19 protein-coding genes and 1 tRNA gene are annotated in these 16677 nt (G+C 66.9%); 14 read left to right on the top strand and 6 right to left on the bottom strand.

What is annotated here, in order from left to right:
* Positions 1–67 precede the first annotated feature (67 nt).
* From Hhyl2_RS12710 to Hhyl2_RS12675, 8 genes are all read left to right on the top strand, one after another.
* The gene (locus Hhyl2_RS12710) at positions 68–1393 is read left to right on the top strand and encodes an MFS transporter (RefSeq protein ID WP_483551140.1); all 1326 of its coding nucleotides are present in this window, start codon (positions 68–70) and stop codon (positions 1391–1393) included.
* Positions 1394–1430: 37 nt separating this feature from the next.
* Positions 1431–1685, top strand: coding sequence for a hypothetical protein (locus Hhyl2_RS12705; RefSeq protein ID WP_483551139.1), 255 nt, complete (start codon positions 1431–1433; stop codon positions 1683–1685).
* A gap of 23 nt (positions 1686–1708) precedes the next feature.
* On the top strand, positions 1709–2809 hold the full coding sequence (locus Hhyl2_RS12700) for a DUF373 family protein (RefSeq protein ID WP_483551138.1): 1101 nt from the start codon (positions 1709–1711) through the stop codon (positions 2807–2809).
* On the top strand, positions 2809–3105 hold the full coding sequence (locus Hhyl2_RS12695) for a hypothetical protein (RefSeq protein WP_483551137.1): 297 nt from the start codon (positions 2809–2811) through the stop codon (positions 3103–3105). Before Hhyl2_RS12700 ends, Hhyl2_RS12695 begins: the two co-directional genes overlap by 1 nt.
* 42 nt (positions 3106–3147) lie before the next feature.
* Positions 3148–3251: transfer RNA gene (locus Hhyl2_RS12690), tRNA-Arg, on the top strand.
* Between the two features lie 145 nt (positions 3252–3396).
* Positions 3397–4404 (top strand): threonine aldolase family protein, encoded by a 1008-nt coding sequence (locus Hhyl2_RS12685; RefSeq protein WP_483551136.1) that lies wholly within the window; start codon positions 3397–3399, stop codon positions 4402–4404.
* Positions 4405–4477: 73 nt separating this feature from the next.
* Positions 4478–4924, top strand: coding sequence for a TRAM domain-containing protein (locus tag Hhyl2_RS12680; protein WP_483551135.1), 447 nt, complete (start codon positions 4478–4480; stop codon positions 4922–4924).
* Between the two features lie 76 nt (positions 4925–5000).
* Entirely contained in the window at positions 5001–5783 is a 783-nt protein-coding gene (locus Hhyl2_RS12675) for an SDR family oxidoreductase (RefSeq protein WP_483551134.1), read from the top strand.
* Between the two features lie 25 nt (positions 5784–5808).
* Here Hhyl2_RS12675 and Hhyl2_RS12670 read toward each other — a convergent pair whose 3' ends face one another.
* From Hhyl2_RS12670 to Hhyl2_RS12660, 3 genes are read right to left on the bottom strand one after another with little or no spacing between them, the layout of a single operon-like run.
* Complete coding sequence (locus Hhyl2_RS12670) at positions 5809–6036, bottom strand: hypothetical protein (protein WP_483551133.1); 228 nt, start codon at positions 6034–6036, stop codon at positions 5809–5811.
* Between the two features lie 41 nt (positions 6037–6077).
* Positions 6078–7070, bottom strand: a complete 993-nt coding sequence (locus Hhyl2_RS12665) for a mannose-1-phosphate guanylyltransferase (RefSeq protein ID WP_483551132.1) — start codon at positions 7068–7070, stop codon at positions 6078–6080.
* 38 nt (positions 7071–7108) lie between these two features.
* On the bottom strand, positions 7109–7399 hold the full coding sequence (locus Hhyl2_RS12660) for a DUF7091 family protein (RefSeq protein WP_483551131.1): 291 nt from the start codon (positions 7397–7399) through the stop codon (positions 7109–7111).
* Between the two features lie 173 nt (positions 7400–7572).
* Here Hhyl2_RS12660 and Hhyl2_RS12655 point away from each other — a divergent pair, with 173 nt between their 5' ends.
* Both Hhyl2_RS12655 and Hhyl2_RS12650 read left to right on the top strand, forming a co-directional pair.
* Positions 7573–8511: a replication factor A gene (locus Hhyl2_RS12655; RefSeq protein WP_483551130.1), complete on the top strand. Its 939-nt coding sequence runs from the start codon at positions 7573–7575 to the stop codon at positions 8509–8511.
* Positions 8512–9123, top strand: a complete 612-nt coding sequence (locus Hhyl2_RS12650; protein ID WP_483551129.1) for an RPA family protein — start codon at positions 8512–8514, stop codon at positions 9121–9123. It abuts the gene before it with no gap.
* Positions 9124–9132: 9 nt separating this feature from the next.
* Here the strand turns inward: Hhyl2_RS12650 and Hhyl2_RS12645 are convergent, their stop codons facing one another.
* A complete protein-coding gene (locus tag Hhyl2_RS12645) occupies positions 9133–9549 on the bottom strand; it encodes a VOC family protein (protein WP_483551128.1) in 417 nt (138 codons plus the stop codon).
* Positions 9550–9667: 118 nt separating this feature from the next.
* Between Hhyl2_RS12645 and Hhyl2_RS12640 the strand changes: the two genes are divergently transcribed.
* On the top strand, positions 9668–10102 hold the full coding sequence (locus Hhyl2_RS12640; RefSeq protein ID WP_483551127.1) for a DUF8146 domain-containing protein: 435 nt from the start codon (positions 9668–9670) through the stop codon (positions 10100–10102).
* Here the strand turns inward: Hhyl2_RS12640 and Hhyl2_RS12635 are convergent.
* Complete coding sequence (locus Hhyl2_RS12635; protein WP_483551126.1) at positions 10097–10549, bottom strand: DUF5814 domain-containing protein; 453 nt, start codon at positions 10547–10549, stop codon at positions 10097–10099. The genes Hhyl2_RS12640 and Hhyl2_RS12635 overlap by 6 nt on opposite strands.
* A gap of 278 nt (positions 10550–10827) precedes the next feature.
* Here Hhyl2_RS12635 and Hhyl2_RS12630 point away from each other — a divergent pair, with 278 nt between their 5' ends.
* Positions 10828–11682, top strand: a complete 855-nt coding sequence (locus tag Hhyl2_RS12630) for an HNH endonuclease (RefSeq protein ID WP_483551125.1) — start codon at positions 10828–10830, stop codon at positions 11680–11682.
* 7 nt (positions 11683–11689) lie between these two features.
* On the opposite strand, the gene Hhyl2_RS12625 is transcribed toward Hhyl2_RS12630, so the two are convergent.
* Positions 11690–12880, bottom strand: coding sequence for a CBS domain-containing protein (locus Hhyl2_RS12625; protein ID WP_483551124.1), 1191 nt, complete (start codon positions 12878–12880; stop codon positions 11690–11692).
* Between the two features lie 91 nt (positions 12881–12971).
* Here Hhyl2_RS12625 and Hhyl2_RS12620 point away from each other — a divergent pair, with 91 nt between their 5' ends.
* Both Hhyl2_RS12620 and Hhyl2_RS12615 read left to right on the top strand, forming a co-directional pair.
* Positions 12972–15017, top strand: coding sequence for a DEAD/DEAH box helicase (locus tag Hhyl2_RS12620; protein ID WP_483551123.1), 2046 nt, complete (start codon positions 12972–12974; stop codon positions 15015–15017).
* Positions 15018–15067: 50 nt separating this feature from the next.
* A complete protein-coding gene (locus Hhyl2_RS12615) occupies positions 15068–16630 on the top strand; it encodes a hypothetical protein (RefSeq protein ID WP_483551122.1) in 1563 nt (520 codons plus the stop codon).
* Positions 16631–16677 lie beyond the last annotated feature (47 nt).

Below are 16677 nucleotides of genomic sequence, written 5' to 3'. Positions count from 1 at the left end.
CGTTCCGCCCGTGGCGTGTGTGGCCTGGTCCCATGGCTTTACCCCGGCGGCGCTCCCAGAGGGCGGCATGCAGGAGACCGCCCGCCGGCGCGGGTTCGCCATCGTCTTCGCCGTCGTCTTCCTGGACCTGCTGGGTTTCGGCATCATCATCCCCATCCTCCCCTTCTACACGCGGTCGTTCCCCGGCGGGACGGAGTTCGTCATCGGCCTGCTGGCAGCGTCGTACTCGGCGATGCAGTTCGCGTTCGCACCGTTCCTGGGGTCGCTGTCGGACCGGGTCGGTCGCCGGCCGGTGCTGGTCCTCTCGCTGTGTGGCTCCGTCGTCGCCTGGACCGTCTTCGGTCTCGCGGACGCCCTGTGGCTGCTGTTCGTCTCGCGGATGCTCGCGGGCGCGATGGGTGGGAACATCTCGACCGCGCAAGCCTACGTCGCCGACGTGACGCGGCCGGAGCGCCGTGCCGCCGCGCTGGGGTACATCGGCGCCGCGTTCGGCCTGGGATTCATCTTCGGTCCCGGCATCGGGGCCGTGTTGAGTTTCGACGCGACCGTCGCGGCCGTCGACGCGGCCGTTCCCGCGGTGGTCCCGATCACGCGCTTCTCGCTGCCGAGTTTCGCCGCGGCGTTCGCCAGCCTCTGTGGGGTCGCCGTCGCGCTCCTGTTCCTCCCCGAATCCCGCTCTCCTGGCGAACCGACGACAGACCGGGAGTCGATGGTCGCACAGCTCCGGACCGCCGTCGGCACGGCCGGCCTGCGAGAGCTGTTGACCGCGTTCTTCCTGGTCTCGTTTGCCTTCTCGGGCGTCCAGATCATGTTCGTCCCCTACGTCGCCGACATCTACGGCTACACGGCCGCCCAGAGTGCGCTGCTGTTGACCTACATCGGCGTGCTGGCGGTCCTGACCCAGGGCGTCCTCGTCGGGCCGCTGACCGCCCGGTACAGTCCCATCGCGCTCTCGCTGGCGGGGACGGGACTGCTCGTCGTCGGCATCGGCGCACTCCCGTTCTCGAAGGGACTCGGTACTGTCTTCCCGTCGCTGATCGGCTTCGTCTCCTTCCTCACGGCCGACCTGCTGGGCCTGCTCGCCGTGCTGACACTCTTGCCGCTGGGCAACGGCGTCCTCTCCGTGACGCTGACCGCACTGGTTTCACAGCGTGCCAGCGCCGACCTCCAGGGCAGTGCCTTCGGCGTCACACAGGGCGCTGGCAGTCTCGCCCGTACGGTCGGCCCGCCGGTGATGGGCGGGCTCTACGCCGTCGTCGGCTACTGGTCGCCGTTCGTCGTCGGGAGCCTCCTACTGCTTCCCGTCGCTGTACTGGTCCTCCGATTGCGCGTACGGACCGACCCCTCCGAACCGCCGAAAGAACGACCTGCGGATCCGGGCCACATCAGATAGGGACCTCACTCCTACACGCTCGGCGACATGTTCGTGTATGGCCGACGACGCCGGTCCGGTGAGCGAGCACACCGACGCCACGTCACCGCACGACCGCATCCTCGCACTCAGCGAGACGCTCATCCGCTACGTCGAGGTCGTCGCCGCGCTCGTGCTGGTGGTCCTCTTCGCCATCGGCGCCTTCGACCTGGGGCTCCAGATCTTCCAGAGCGCGACCCGGGGCGACATCACCGACCCGTTGGTCGTCGGACGCCAGATACGGACGGCCGATAGCACGCCAGAAAACAATTAACGACCGGTCTCGTAGCCCGGACTATGCTGCTGGTGCTGTGTGTCGACCTCGACGACGACATCGGTCGCAAGACCGACGTGGAGACGCCCGTCGTCGGTCGCGACGCCGTCGAGGAGGCCGCTGTCGCCCTCGCGGAGGCCGACCCGGAGGACTCCGACGTCAACGTCCTCTTCGAGGGAATCCACATCTACGACGCGGTCGACGACGAACCCGTCGCGGTCGCCGCAGTCACCGGTGTCGACAGGGGTGACGTCGCCGCCAACCGCGCCGTCGGCGAGGAGGTCGACACGGTGCTGGCCTCGCTGGCTGCCAGCGAGGACGTCCGCGCGCTGGTCGTCACCGACGGCGCACAGGACGAGTCGGTCGTCCCGGTCATCCGTTCACGGGTCCGTATCGACGGGGTCCGTCGCGTCGTCGTCCGTCAGGCACAGGACCTCGAATCGATGTACTACACCATCAAGCAGGTGCTCGACGACCCCGAGACCCGTGGGACGATTCTCGTCCCGCTGGGTATCCTGTTGCTCATCTACCCCCTGACGATCCTGCTGGACTACCTCGGCTGGCCGGGCTCCGCACTCGGCGTCATCTCCGGCCTCTTCGGACTCTATCTGCTAGGTCGCGGACTCGGTGTCGAGGAGCTGATCGACGACCTCGTCCAGCAGACCACCGCGGGCCTGTACGCCGGCCGTGTGACGATCATCACCTACGTCGTCGCCGCCGCGTTGCTGTTCATCGGCGGCGTCAACGGCGTCCAGATGCTCGAATCCCGTCCCGAACCGGTGACGGCCGTCGAAGTGGTCTCGTCGCTGGTCTACGGCGCCATCCAGTGGTTCGCCGTCGCCGGCATCACCTCCAGTCTGGGCCGGGTCACCGACGAGTACCTCCGGGACGAGTTCGAGTGGCGCTACCTCAACGCCCCGTTCTACGTCCTGGCTATCGCCGGCGTCCTCCACGGTGTGAGTGCGTTCTTCCTCGGCTTCCAGGACCTCCAGTACCTCGCTGTCGTGCTGACCGGCGGGACCCTGCTGGGACTGTCGAGCACGCTCGCGTTCGCCGTCGCCGAATCCCGCCTGGAGACGACCGATCGAGTGAACCAAGGGCCCGGCGGCCCCTCCTCGGAGTGATGTACGTCTCCCGCGCCGTCGAGAGCATCCGTTCGGACCCCCTGGCAGACGAATCGGTCGGCCTGGTCCTGGAGACGTCCCCGGACGCCGACCCCGAGTCCGTCGCCGACGCGGCAGAGGCCGCCGGCGCCACCGTCGACAGACACCTCCAGTTCGACGACCTGGCCGTTACCGTCCCCCAGACCGCCGTCGACGAGGTCTGTGGCATCGACGGACTGGCCGCCGTCCAGACCACCGACGCCATCTCGATCACCCACGAGGACGCCAGCGACGAGGACGTCGAGTTCGACCACTGACTTTCGCACTGCTTTTGGGACTGCCCCGCTACCTCCCGGTGAGGGCACGTAGCTCAGTCCGGATAGAGCGTCGGACTTCTATCCCCGTCGCGACTGCGAGGGGGGAAGACATCCGACGGTCGTGGGTTCGAATCCCACCGTGCCCGCTCTCTGCGAACGCAGTGAGCAGGAGCGGCTGCTGGGATTCGAACTACGCGAGACGAACGCAGTGAGTCTCGCCATCGAGTGAGAATTGCACTGAGCGAGTAGCGCGCCAGCGGACTTTTCCCCGCCCGCTCGCTACGCGCAGCTATGATCGACCTCCGTAGCGACACTGTCACACAGCCGAGCGAGCGGATGCGGGAGGCCGCTCACGACGCCGCGGTCGGGGATGACGTCTACCGGGAGGACCCGACAGTCACCGAACTCCAGGAGCGGGTCGCCGACGTGCTCGGGACCGAGGCGGCGCTGTTCGTCCCGTCGGGGACGATGGGCAACCAGGCGGCCGCCCGGACCCACACCGAGCGGGGTCAGGAGGTGCTCTGCGAGCGCGAGAGTCACGTCTACAAGTGGGAACTCGGGGGGCTGGTCCAGCACGCCGCCCTCCAGCCGCGGCCCATCGACGGGGGTGACCGCGGCGTCGTCACGCCCGAGCAGGTCCGCGAGGGCTACGTCGAGGCCGACGGCCACCGCCCGGGGACCGGCCTGCTGACGCTGGAGAACACCCACAACAGCAAGGGCGGGACGGCCATCGCTCCGGAGCACGTCGCGGCGGCCGCCGAGGCCGCACACGACCACGGCGTCCCGGTCCATCTGGACGGCGCACGGTTGTTCAACGCCGCCGTCGCACAGGACGTTCCGGCTGCCGAGTTCGTCCAGCCGGTCGATTCGGTGATGTGCTGTCTCTCGAAGGGGCTTGGCGCACCGGTCGGGTCGATGCTGGCCGGCTCCGAGGAGTTCATCGAGGCCGCCCGTCGGGTCCGGAAGCTGCTCGGTGGCGGGATGCGACAGGCCGGGATCATCGCCGGGCCGGGACTGGAAGCAATCGAGAACCGTGAGCGCCTCGCCGAGGACCACCGTCGCGCCGAGCGGCTGGCGGCGGGGCTGGGCCGGATCGATGGGCTCGCCGCCGACCCGCCGGAGACGAACATCGTGCTCGTCGAGACCGAGCGCCCGGCCGAGGCGTTCCTCGACGCATGTGAGACCGAGGGGCTCCAGGGGGTACCGTTCGACGACCATGTCGTCCGGTTCTGTACGCACTGGGACGTCGACGATTCAGACATCGACCGCGCCATCGAGGCGGTCGAACGGGCCGTCTGAGGGCGCTGTCGGGGAACGGAGCAGGACCGCACAGGTCGCAAGCGTTTTGCCCGCGGCTCCTGTACGCAGGCTCATGGCCGACTGCCCGCTCGCGGACGAATGCCCCAGCTTCACGGAACGGATCGAGGGGATGGGCTGTACGCACTACGGCGACAGAGGTGGCGCCGAATGGTGTAACCACTACAACCAGCCCATCTCCGACCTCAAGAGTCAGCCGGTGAAGCCGGGCCAGGAGGTCGTCGTGACCGTCGAGGACATCCACGAGAGCGGTGCCGGTGTGGGCCGGACCGAGGACGGGTTCATCATCATGGTCGACGGGGTACTTCCGCCGGCCAAGTCGAAAGTGAAAGTCACCAAGGTCCGGTCGAACCACGCCCGTGCCGAGGAACTCGAACGGCTGGAACTCGACGAGGACGACGAGGACGACGCAGACGACGCCGACGAGGGTGGCTACCAGGGCGACGACGAGGAAGACGACGACCGCCGACTCGGCAGTCGCGACAACTTCTGGGGTAGCTGACCGCCTGCTGCGGCGCCGGACGTATCCACCCCGTCCGACCGCGGGATTCTTTCTGCTGGCGTGTGCTGCACTGGATATGGACCTCGAACTCGAAGGCAACGTCGCACTGTGTACTGCAGCGACCAGTGGGCTCGGACTCGCCAGCGCCCACCGATTCGCTCGCGAAGGCGCTCACGTCGCCGTCTGCGGGACGACACCGGACCACGTCGACCGGGCACGCGAGGAACTCCGGACCGTCGGTGACGGTGATGTCCTCGCGGTCGAGGCCGATCTTACCGACCGGACCGCCGTCGAAGCGTTCGTCGAGCAGACGGTCGACGAACTCGGCGGGCTCGACCACGTCGTCACGAGTGCCGGCGGCCCGGCACCCGGCCCGTTCCTGGAGACGACCGAGCGCGAGTGGTACACCGCGTACGACCTGCTCGTGATGAGTTACGTCTGGACGACCCGCTTTGCCGCCCCATACCTCAGGGAGTCCGATGCCGGGACCGTCGTCGCTATCACCTCGCGGTCGGTCCAGGAGGTCATCGACGATCTGGTGCTGTCCAACGCCGTCCGGCGGGCGGTCGTCGGCCTCGTGAAGACCCAGGCCCGCGAGTTCGCCCCCGAGGTCAGGGTCAACGCCGTCCTCCCGGGTGCTCACGAGACGCCACGTATCGCGGAACTCGTCGAGGCGGCTGTCGAGCGTGGCGAGTACGACTCCTACGAGGACGGTCTCGCCGAGTGGTCCGACGCGCCGCTCGGACGGGTCGGCCAGCCGGAGGAACTCGGTGACGTCGTCGCGTACCTCTCGTCGGCACGGTCGTCGTACGTCACCGGGACGACGCTGCCGGTCGACGGTGGCTCGATGCGCAGCTAGCGACGTCGGGGTTGAACTCGCTGGGTCAGGGCCGATCCAGCCGGTCCGTCGGCCCGGTGTTGTCGGTCGCGAGTCGCCAGACGAGCGTCCCCAGCGACAGCAGGGCGACCGCCGCCGTCGCGATGTAGCCCGTGCTGCCGACCTCGAAGATCTGCTCCGGGAACAGCGCACCCATCACGAGCAGCCCGACGGCCGAGAACCCCACGAGAAAGGGGATGACGAGCATCCAGAACCGCCGAGCGACCCCGTCCATACGTCCCCAGTTATCACGCGTGACAATGACTGTTTCGGCGCTCAGAACGCGTTCTCGGTCCTGAGCGCGTCGACGATCTCTCTCACTCGCTGGGCCTGTGCTTTCGGGACGACGAGGGTTCGGTCGTCGAAGGACGCGATCACGAGGTCCGAGACACCGACGGCGCTGATGTGACCGTCGGTCGCGAGGACGTTCCCCGCGGCGTCGATAGAGAGTGCCTCCCCGAGGACAGCGTTCCCGTCGGTCTCGTCGAGGACCCGTTCGAGCGCGTCCCACGACCCCATATCGTCCCAGGCGACGTCGGCGGGGACGACGCTGACGTTCTCGGCCCGCTCCAGCACCGCGTAGTCGACGCTGATCGGGTCGACAGCAGCGAAGGCAGCGTCCGGGTCGTCGTCGAGGCCCTCGACGAGCGGCCCAAGCGGTGTCTCGCGTGCCGCGTCGAGGAACGCGGCCGGCGTCCAGGCGAACATCCCGGCGTTCCAGTAGAACCCCTCCTCGACGTAGCGCTGTGCGGTCTCGGCGTCGGGTTTCTCGTGGAATTCCTCGACTGTGTAGTGGCCGCCGACGGCGGTTCCGGGCTTGATGTAGCCGTACTCCGTGGCGGCCCTGGTGGGCTCGATACCGACCGTCACCAGCCCCCCTGTTTCCGCTGCAGTTCGAGCGGCACGCTCGCCGACCGCTTCGAAATCGCCGTCGACGTGGTGGTCGCTGGGGAGACACAGCAACACGCACTCGCCGACCTGCTCGCGGATGCGGTGGGCGGCGTAGGCCAGCGCCGGACCAGTGTCTTTCGGTTCCGGTTCGGTCAGTACGGCAGCGCCCGGTGCCCGCTCTCGGACGCCGTCGACGTAGTCCTCGCGCGTGAGAACGTATATCTCGTCTGCGAAGCCCGCTCGCTCGACCGTCTCGGCCAGTAACGACTGTTCGCGGCCGAACGACTGGAACTGCTTGGGCCGGTCGCTCCGACTCGCCGGGTAGAGTCTGGTGCCGGTCCCACCTGCAAGCACGAGGGCGACGAGAGGTCTATCCATACCCCTCCGTCGTGCCCGGTCGTCTCAAAACTGTGGGGTTACCACGTCTCGACGGCGCCGTCGCGGATGTCCTCGACACAGCCCTGACAGTCCGGATGGTCGGCGTCGAAGCAGTGTGGCCGGGCCTGTGCGTCCAGCGAGACGGCCCGGCGGTCGGCGTGCCGGCGACAGACGACGCGTGCGCGGCCGTCCTCGTCGCGTGGCAGGCCCACCAGCGCGGCCCGCTTGCCGTCGCTGTAGGCCCGTTTGGCCTCCGAGAGTTGCTCGCCGGCCGACCGGAGCGTGTTGCTGATGAACCGCGCCAGTCGGTCGTCGTTGCCGTCGGCCATACCCGACGGTTGTGGCCCGGCACAAATCAATCTTCTCGCGCGCTCGGGAGCCAGCCATACGGGACCGCTGTCTCCGGCTTTCACTTTCACTCCGCCGGGCGAGTGTTTATATCCGAAGGCGACCAACGCTCAGGTGTCTCCCATCGAAAACCAGGCGGAGACAGTGAACGCCAATGACTGCAACAGATTTGCGTACCCAGGCAGAAGAGATACACGAGCAGTTCGCCGACCAACTCGATCTGGACGTCGAGGACATCGTCGACCGCCTCGACACGCTGGTCAACGACTATCAGGTTCCCGTCAGCGAGGCCCGCCGGAGCGTCGTCAACACCTACCTCGACGAGGCGGGCATGGAGCGCGACCAGCTCTCCAGTGGCGGGGGCAACGAACAGGTTCAGGTGTCCGACGTCGACGCCCCCGAGGAGTGGGTCGACATGCGGGTCACCGTCGTCGAACTGTGGGAACCCCGCGCCGACGCCGTCGCGCAGGTCGGGCTGCTGGGCGACGAGACGGGCACGATCAAGTTCACCAAGTGGTCGAAATCGGACCTCCCGGAGCTCTCCGAGGGGAAATCCTACGCCCTGCGCAACGTCGTCACTGACGAGTACCAGGGCCGGTTCTCGGTGAAGCTCAACCGGACGACCACCATCGAGGAACTCGACGAGGCCATCGAGGTCGGCGACGACAGCGTCGAGGTCGAGGGCGCGCTGGTCGACATCCAGTCGGGCTCCGGGCTCATCAAGCGCTGTCCCGAGGACGACTGCACCCGCGTCCTCCAGAACGGCCGCTGTAGCGAACACGGCGAGGTCGAGGGCGAGTTCGACCTCCGGATCAAGGGCGTGCTGGACGACGGCGAGGAGGTCACCGAGGTCATCTTCGACGAGGAGGCCACCGAACAACTGACCGGCATCTCCCTGGCGGAGGCCAAGGAGATGGCGATGGACGCACTCGACACCACGGTCGTGGCCGACGAGATGCGTGACGGCATCCTCGGGCGCTACTACCGGGTCACCGGGCCGACGTTCGGCCGCTACGTCCTGGCCGACGAGCAGGAACGGCTCACCGGGCCAGTGGATGCAGACGAGGTGCTGATCAAAGCGAGGTCGATCTAGATGGCGAGTACACCCACCCGCGAAGTCGCCCGCCGCGTCTTCGCCCGCGAGTTCAACGATTCGAGTTACACGTTCAAGGAGTCCGACGACGACCGCGCCCCGGTGTACGTCCTCTTGCCGACCGGCGAGCGCGCCAACCGCGTGTTCCTGGTTGGGACTCTGACCGAGACCGAGGACGTCGGCGAGGACAGCGAGTACTGGCAGGGGCGTGTCGTCGATCCCAACGGCGACACGTTCTTCATGTACGCCGGGCAGTACCAGCCCGACGCGGCCTCGATGCTGCGCGAACTGGAACCGCCCGCGTACGTCGCCGTCGTCGGCAAGCCCCGGACCTACGAGACCGACGAGGGTGACGTGAACGTCTCCGTCCGACCGGAGTCCATCTCCGAGGTCGACGAGGCCACCCGCGACCGCTGGGTCGTCGAGACTGCCGAGCGGACCATCGACCGCATCCAGCGGTTCACCGACGCCGATCCGGAGGACCCGGGTATCGACGAGTACGTCGCGATGGCTCACGAGGAGTACGGCGACGACATCGAGCCGTACCGCCAGTCCGTCGTCGGCGCGCTGGAGAGCATGCAGGACGAGCAAGCGGAAGCGAGCGCGGACTGACCGCTCGCTTCAGGTCTCCAGTAGCTCGACGAGGTTCCCCTCGGGATCGACGACGAACAGGATGGTCGTCCCGCTCTCGGTCGTCTGTGGCTCGCTGAGCGTCTCGACGCCGTCGGGTAGCTCGTCGGAGACCGCAGCGAGGTCGTCGACTTCGAGTCCCAGGTGTGTCGCCCCCGGTTCGTTAAGCCGAGGCTCGGGCCGTTGCTCGCCCGCTGGCTCGTAGCTGACCAGTTCCACGCGGGCGTCGCCGGCGTCCAGGTGTGCGAAGTCGGCACTCGCTCCCTCGACGTCGACTCCCGTGGCGAAGGCCTCGCCCCCGACAGAGAACCGCGCCAGGACCTCCAGTCCCAGGACGTCCCGATAGAACTCGACGGCTCGTTCGAGGTCGCTGACGGTGATCGCGTAGTGGTGTGCTGTCGCGTCCATACCGACAGGCAGAGCGGGGGAAGCTAAACGGCTCTGGTCGCTTTCTTTCACACCACCCAGTGACGTGCGAGCGTCTGACAAACGATTAAATACGAGGACGGACGAATAGGACACAACGATGGGCAACAAAAACAAGACGATCTCCTTTCGCGTGAGCGAGGACAAGTTCGAGACGCTCCGCGAGATCGCCGAGGAGCGCGATATCTCGCTCTCGGCGGTGTTCCGGGACTACGTCGACACGCTGGTGGCCCACGACGGCCAGGTCAAGGTCGCCCCCGAGCACGAACTCGAAGAGGCCGCCGAAGAATCCAGTACCGAGAGCTTCCCGCCGAAGGTCGAAGTCCCGAAGAGCTTCGTCCGCGAACACGAACGGCTCGAACTGGAGGCCGAACACCTCCGCGAACAGCTCGAAGAGCACAAACGCTACGTCACGAAGCTCCGCCAGCAACTCGACCAGATGGACCAGGACGAGGTCATCCACCTCGAAGACCTCGACGAAGAGGAAGACGACGACGCGGCCTCCTACCGCATCGGAAGTTTCGAGGATCTATAGGAGCCGCCGACGGCGGTCGCGCACCTCGTCGGCGACCTCCTGTTGCCCGTCGACGTCCGCCAGCGTCTCGACCGCTTCGAGCGTTCTGACCGAATCGTCCAGAAAGGAGAGGACGTCGCCCGGATAGGCGTACAGCATGTAGTCGTCGGTCATCACGTCGACGATGGCGTCCGGGCCCATCCCCTGCTCGCGCAACTCCAGCAGGTACGCGATGAACTTCCGTTCGGGACAGCCACAGTGAGGTGCCGCTTGGCACTCACAGTCCATGAAGTCCTCTGCGAAGTCGAGCACCCGGTCGCGGGTCGCGTCGTCGAGTTTGGCCAGCCCCTCCCCCTGGAAGAGGATGTCCAGCGTCGCGCCGCTGAACGCACCCTTCGGGAAACTCGTCTCTAGCTGGGAGGCGAGTTGCTGGTGGTTCTTGACGTAGATCTTGTCCGTGATGGCCACGCGTACCCGTGTGTAGACCACGACCGTGTAAAAGCGTCTCGAAGCGATCGGAGAGTCGTAACGTATTTCTGTACCAGCAAAGTACCTATGCTTGCTTCAGCACGCGTGTCCGGGCTGGGGTAGTGGCATCCTTTAGCCTTGTGGTGGCTAAGAGGCGGGTTCGATTCCCGCGCCCGGACTGAAATTTTACCATTTCTCACCCGAAATAATATTGCCGTCAGATTTCACTTTCACTGTGGTTGGGTGACGTTTATTTCACTTCCGAGTGTTGTCTAACCATGGTCGATACGTGCCCGACGTGTGGAGAGACGTTCGACTCTCGACGGGGGTTGGCTGTGCACCACAGCCGTGTCCACGAAGAGATACTCCCGAATCGAGAGTGTGATCACTGTGGCGAGCGATTCAACTGCGAATACGAGAAACGCTACTGTTCAGACTCCTGCCACGACGAAGCAGTATCCTTCGAGGGAGCGAATAATCCGAATTACGACGGCGGGAAGACAGAGACGGAGTGCGATATCTGTGGGAACAGGTTCGAGTACTATCCCTCGGCGAAACCGGGCTGTTTCTGTTCGGAGTGCCTAGAGACAGCGAACTGGCGACACGAGCGACAGATTGAGGGTGAAGACAATCCGAACTGGAAAGGTGGGAAACTCACCTTCACCTGCGATCAGTGCGGTGGCCGTGTTGAACGCTACCCAAGCCAGGTCCAGGGCGAAGTCACCCTCTGTAGCCGGGACTGCCATAGCGAGTGGCTCTCGGAAGCGTTCACCGGCGACGGCCACCCCAACTGGCGGGGTGGCGGGATCGACGACTACGGCCCGGGCTGGCGGGCGGTCCGCGAGCGTGCGCTCGAACGCGACGGGGACGCCTGTGTGGTCTGTGGGACGGACGCCGAGGAGATCGGTCGGAACCCGGACGTCCATCACGTGGTCCCGGTCAGGCTGTTCGCGGCGTCACCGCTCCTGACCGTACCGGACGCACACACCCTCGATAACGTCGTCTCGCTGTGTCCGGGCTGTCACCGGCGCGCGGAGTTCGGGCACCTCTCGCGGACGGAGTTACGGTGGCGGGCCGGTATCGCCGTGCAGCCCCGGCAGGCGGCTGGCCCGTACGTCTCACGGCCGGCGTGAGCGACTTTTAGGGCCGCGGTTCCAGGGCGCTCTGTTCACTCGCCGTGGGGCCGAAGTCGTCGCTGGATTTGATGATCGAGAGGGCGGTCATGATGTCCGACCGGGTCAACAACCCATGGAAGGCGCCGTCCTCGTCGGTGACGAGCAGGCGGCCGACGGAGTGCTGCTGGAGTTGGGTCAGTGCCTCCATCACGTCGGTCTCGGGGGAGACGGTGACGAGGTCGGTCGTCATCACGTCGCCGACGGTGTAGGCGTCGCGTTCGACCTCCCGGACGGCGCGGGCGTCCTCCAGGGCAACCAGGCCGACGACCTCGCCGTCCGTCTCGACGGGGTAGCCGGTGTGGCGCTCGGCGAACATCGTCTGGATGAGTTCCCGGACCGATTGGTCCGGCGTGACGGTCGTCACGCGGTCGGCGGGGGTCATCACGTCGCCGACGGTGACACCCTCGAAGGCGGCGGCCATCGAGGTCTGGCGGGCTTCGCCGGCGGCGCCGATGTAGATGAAGAAGGCGAGCCCGGCCAGGAAGATGTTGCCGACCACGAACAGGCCGAACAGACCCAGGAAGATGGCGAAGATCTTCCCGACCTCGGCGGCGATCTCGGTCGCCCGGGCGTAGGGACGGGTCCGAGCCAGCAGGGCTCGCAGGACCCGACCCCCGTCCATCGGGAACCCTGGCAGCATGTTGAACGCCGCGAGCGCGAGGTTCATCACCGCGAGGTAGGCAAGGACGAAGCGGGCCGACTGGAGGATCGTCGAGTCGGTCGCCGGCAGGACGGCGAACGCGAGATACGAGAGGACGCCCAGCAGGATACTGACGATCGGTCCGGCGACGGCGATCGCGAGTTCCTGTTTCCAGTCGTCGGGCATCTCGGTGAGCTGAGCGATGCCGCCGAAGAGCCAGAGCGTGATCGAGTCGATGGGGAAGCCATACCGCATCGCCACGAGCGAGTGGCCCAGTTCGTGCAGGACGACACCAGCGAACAGCCCGACGGCGGCAGCGACACCCAGCACCCAGACGAGCGACCCGACGGTGAGGACAGCCGGATCGAGCCCGGCCCCGAAGGCCTCGTTCAGGAAGCCGGCGGTCTGCTCGACCTGGGTCCCGATGATCCAGGCGAACAGCGGCAGGACCAGCAGGAAGGTCAGATCGAGCTGGATGGGGATGCCGAACGCGCTGCCGATGCGGAATCGGCGCATGTGAAACTGTTGTCGGGGCACCGACTTAAGCCCGCCGTGGGCGCACACCGTGTCGAGTGACTGAAGTAGGCCCCGCGTCGTAGATACGCCCGTGTCACAGCAGGCTGCGCAGGTCGACACCCTGTTCCTCCACGAGCGGGGCGAGGAGTACGTGGTCGCCGCCCACCGGGACGGCGAGCGGCTGTTCCACGGGGTTCTGGAACTGAAAGAGACCGATGCCGGACCGCGGCCCCGCCGTCTCCGTATCAAGGACGGAACCGACGAGGACCTCCGCTCGCCCGACCAGTTCGTCGAACTGGCTCGCCGGGCAGCGCGACTGCGCATCTCCGAGCAGACCTCGAAGCGAGCACGCGACCGGGCGCGCGAGATGTTCGATGCCTACCAGCTAGCGGCCAAGGCTGTCAGGACCTGTCGGTTCTGTGCGAACGCCGGCCGCTACTCGCCGATCACGAGCGAGACGGAGATCCACACGGACGGCGAGACGATCTGTCCCGACTGCGCTCGCGAGGAACTCGACCGAGAACTCGCTTTCGAGGGTACAATCACCGGCGAGGCCCGCGAACGCCTCGAAGAGCTCATGCTCGAGGTCCAGGACCTCGATCGAATCTCGAACCTGCTGTCGGGGCAACTGGACCCCGACCTCACGAAGTTCGACGAGATCTCGGCGACGGTCGACGACGTCGATCTGGTCCCCACGGACTCCCTGTCGTTGCACCCGGGCATCCAGGACCACCTGGAATCGCGGTTCGACACGCTGTTGCCCGTCCAGAGTCTCGCCGTCGAGCACGGCGCGACCGATGGACAGGACCAGCTCATCGTCTCGGCGACCGCGACGGGGAAGACGCTCGTCGGCGAGATGGCCGGGCTGGATCGCGTACTCAACAACAAGGGGAAGATGCTGTTCCTGGTCCCGCTGGTCGCACTCGCGAATCAGAAATACGAGAAGTTCCAGGAGCGGTACGGCGACATGGTCGACGTCTCGTTGCGAGTGGGTGCCAGCCGGATCGCCGGCGAGGGCGGCCAGTTCGACCCGAGCGCGGACGTCATCGTCGGCACCTACGAGGGGATCGACCACGCCCTGCGGACAGGTAAGGATCTGGGGACCATCGGGACCGTCGTCATCGACGAGGTCCACACGCTGGGCGAGGACGAACGGGGCCACCGCCTCGACGGGCTGATCTCCCGGCTCAAACACTACTGTGAAACTGGGGGATCGCCGGACTCGGGGGCCACACAGTGGATCTACCTCTCGGCGACGGTCGGCAACCCCGGTCAGCTGGCCGAGAAGCTACGCGCCCAGCTCATCGAGTTCGAGGAGCGTCCGGTCCCCATCGAGCGCCACGTCACGTTCGCCGACGGCCGCGAGAAGATCGAGACCGAGAAGAAGCTGGTCAAGCGGGCCTTCGACACGAAATCGAGCAAGGGGTACCGCGGCCAGACGATCATCTTCACCAACTCCCGGCGGCGCTGTCACGAGATTTCGCGGAAGCTCCACTACGACTCGGCGCCCTACCACGCCGGGCTGGACAACAGGCGCCGCCAGCGAGTCGAACGGCAGTTCGCCGATCAGGACCTCGCGGCGGTCGTGACCACTGCGGCGCTGGCGGCCGGGGTCGACTTCCCCGCCTCACAGGTCATCTTCGACTCGCTGGCGATGGGGATCGAGTGGCTCACCGTCCAGGAGTTCAGCCAGATGCTGGGCCGTGCTGGCCGGCCCGACTACCACGACAAGGGGACGGTCTATCTCCTGGTCGAACCGGACTGCACCTACCACAACAGCATGGAGATGACCGAGGACGAGGTGGCGTTCAAGCTCCTCAAGGGTGAGATGGAGCCGGTGATCACCCGCTACGACGAGGGTGCGGCCGTCGAGGAGACGCTGGCGAACGTCACTGTCGCCGGCAAGCGCGCGAAGGCGCTCAACGACCGGATGATCGGCGAGGTCCCGACGAAACACGCCCTCGGGAAGCTTCTGGAGTACGAGTTCATCGACGGGCTCTCGCCGACGCCGCTGGGCCGGGCGGTCACCCGGCACTTCCTGGCGCCAGACGAGTCCTTCCAGTTGCTCGACGGCATCCGCAAGGGTCACGACCCGTACGATATCGTCGCGGAGATGGAACTGCGCGACGAGCACTAGCTGTTCCCGCGGAGCGTACATTCTTGTAGGGCGCCCTCCATCCGGTGTCTATGGGGCTGTTCGACAGCATCCGCCGGACGCTCGGCGGCGGCGACGACTCCTCGACAGCGGAGTCCTCGACCGGGGAATCGTCGACCGGCGACGGCCCGGCGGTGACCGACAGCACCGCGCTCTCGCCGACTGACTTTCGCCAGCGGGCCGAGGGCGTCGCTGGCCGGGCCGACGAACTCGACTTCTCCGTCGAATCGCTTGCCCGACTCGACAGGGCCGTCGCCGAGCAGTACGACGGCGAGACGGTCACCGACGGGGAGAGCGACACGGCCTACACGACCAACACCGTCCGGTTCGGGAGCTATCTGGGCGAGGTGCTCGTCCGTGATCTGGACGGTCGGTGGGTCCGCGACGACGGCTGGGGTGTCACCGTCGCCGGCCGGGACGGCGAACTCACCGTCGCCGTCTTCGACGTGGCCGCTCGCTCGTTCGCCGACGAACCCGTCTTCGCTGCCGTCGTGGACCGCCTGGAGGCGGAACTCGCTCTCGACACCGACGCGGCGGACGCGGCCGACGGCAGCGACGCCGAGGACGAGCAGTCGCTCGATGGGACGGCGGATGCGACAGACGACACGAACGCAACGACCGACCAGACGGCCGAAACGACCGACGACACGCGGGAGAGCGACGACGGAGGCTGGGGTGAGGTTGCCGACGACTGGCAGCCAGCGACCGAGAAAGCCGGCAGCGACACGGACGGAGAGACCGGCCTGTCGGACCTCGGTTCCGTCGCGGACACGCCCGACACCGCAGATACGACGGCAGCCGACGACGCGGACGACGACGGGTTCGTCATCCCCGACGCGGAGGGCGGTGTCGCGGCTGGCGGGGACAGCGCGGACGCGGCCGGGAGCGAGCAGTCCGGCGGAGCAAGCGTGGATGCGTCGGCGGACGATTCGCAAACGGAGAGTGACGACACCGGGACGGGGATCGGGGATACCGAGACGGCACCCGAGACCGGCGCGGTGGACGAGTCGCCGGACCCGGAAACCGACGGGACGCTCGAGACCGCGGACGACGGCGAGACGGACGACACGGACGCCTGGTCGCTGGCCGCAGACGACGAGACCGAGAGCGCCTGGCCACCGGACCCAGAGGCCGAGCAGGAACCGACCGCGTCGCCGGACGACGACCCGACTGTCGGCGACGGTCTCCGGGCGGAGCAGGCCCAGACGGCGACGGAGTTCGCGGCGTTCTGGGGCGAGCACGATCTCGACTTCACGCCGGCTTCGCTGGAACGCCTCGACGCGCTCGTCGACGCCGAGTGGGACGAGGAACGGTTCGCCGACGCCACGTTCGGCGAGACCGAGCGCTTCGAGGACCAGTCGTTCACCAACCTCGTCGGCGAACTCGGCAGCTACTTCGGCGAGGTGCTCGTCCGTAATCTGGACGGCGAGTGGACCGAGGACACCGATCACGAGGCGGCCGTCGTCGTGACGGGGACCGACGGGCGCCTCGCCGTCCCCGTCTATCAGGTGGCGATCACGTCACTTGGGGGGGCCGCGGCGTTCGACCGGAGTTATCGGGCACTGCTTGCGGATCTCTCGGCCGGCGAGGAGTAGCGACTCCACACGCTTTTTGCCCACCGCTCCCGCAGTCAGGGTGTGTT

It is taken from the genome of Haloarcula sp. H-hyl2 (genome assembly GCF_056934385.1).
The sequence above is the reverse complement of the archived record's forward strand: the minus strand, read 5'-3'. Positions and strand labels throughout refer to the sequence as shown.